At 52.1% G+C, this 1,481-nt stretch carries 1 protein-coding gene; it reads right to left on the bottom strand.

Translation table 11 applies throughout. The features are described from left to right. Positions 1–219: 219 nt before the first annotated feature. The gene (locus tag ACNPAA_RS20820) at positions 220–1,254 is read right to left on the bottom strand and encodes an IS630 family transposase (protein WP_201873225.1); all 1,035 of its coding nucleotides are present in this window, start codon (positions 1,252–1,254) and stop codon (positions 220–222) included. Positions 1,255–1,481 lie beyond the last annotated feature (227 nt).

Raw genomic sequence — 1,481 nt, forward strand, 5'->3', positions numbered from 1 at the left:
TCGACTGGGAGAAGCTCCGCCACAAGTAACGGAGCTAACAGGAGACCAGCAGATCATTTTGGAGGTATTGGGTGAGCGCTATCGGCAAATTTATTCCTAAATCAGGTGCGGAATGTCGGTTATACAGGACGTGGCAGACCCAAGCGTGGCGAAGAGCCAATTGGCCATCAGTTTCAAATCACTGGGTTGGCGGCAACTAAATAACTGATCCCAATAGTGCTACACCTTTGCTGTGCCATAGCCATTCCCCGGGAAAGGAGACACGGTATCCATGAAGTGTTTCACTCGAGCCAGCAGGTTGGCCATCCCTCTGCATTGATGATTGCGCGTGATGGTTTCATGCAACTTGTGCCACAGCCGTTCTATGTGATTAACCCAAGGACTATAAACTGGCTGGAATACCAGGCAGAACTTAGGGTTTTTCTTCAACCATCGCTCGGTCTGTTTGCTTTTGTGAATGATGTAGTTATCGAGGATCAGCGTGATGGTTTTGGCTCGTCGGTAGTGGCGACGCAGCTTTTCCAGCATGGCGATAAACAGGGATGAGTTTTTCTTTATCCCACTGACGTAAAGCACTCTTCCGTTGCCTGCATGGAGAACGCCTGCCAGGTAATGTTTCGCGTTCTGTCCCGGCGTGACAACCCGCTTTTGCTGCGCTCTGAACATCCAGTCGGCCCCTAATTTGGGATTGAGGTCTATATCGACTTCATCCTCATAAAACACCGGATTATCGGCATCACAGCGGGCCAGCGCAGCGTCGATATCCGCCATTTTCTCCTGATAGGCTGGGTCTTTTATCCGCAAGGTCGGCACGGGCCTTCGCCAGACAATGCCCATACGCGGTAACCATCGACGGAGCGTGGAGGCTGCCATATTGAGGCCTGTTAACCGATTGATTTTGATAGCCAATAGTTCGGTACACCAGCGGCTGCGCTGATAACCAAAATCTTGCGGAGAAAACTGCATGAGCAGCACCAGTAAAGTGACAATCTTGGCAACAGGTAAGACTGGGGCACGGCCAGCCGGTAAGGCTTCTAGCGCATCTATGCCTTCATCTCGATACCATCGAAGCCAACGGCCGATGGTCGAGCGAGCAGCGCCGGTAAGGTGATGAACATCAGTGACCGTGCGTCCTTCATGTAACAGCAAGATGGCCATCAAGCGACGAGCATGCCCTTTATCACGGGTGGCATGGATGATTTTGTGAATGCGGCGCCGTTGTGGTCGTGGCAGGGGTGGTAGGTGGATAGGCATCAACTCAGTCCTTTGGGTGTGGCTTGTTTTGTTTGGCGACTAATGAGATCGCACAAACTGGACTGAGTTCCCTTCCTCCAGTGATCTACTATTCGGAACAGCTATTTAGCCTGGCTTGCGTTGAAGAGGCCCGCAACCAGACCGGGGTGTTCATCCTGGCGACCAATGACCACAGCGATACGCTGACCATGGCCGAACTTTTGGCCACCTATAAAGCGCAGCAGAAT

The sequence above is a fragment of the Aeromonas sp. PS2Canimalfood6 genome (assembly GCF_048276795.1).
Lineage (GTDB): Bacteria > Pseudomonadota > Gammaproteobacteria > Enterobacterales > Aeromonadaceae > Aeromonas > Aeromonas caviae.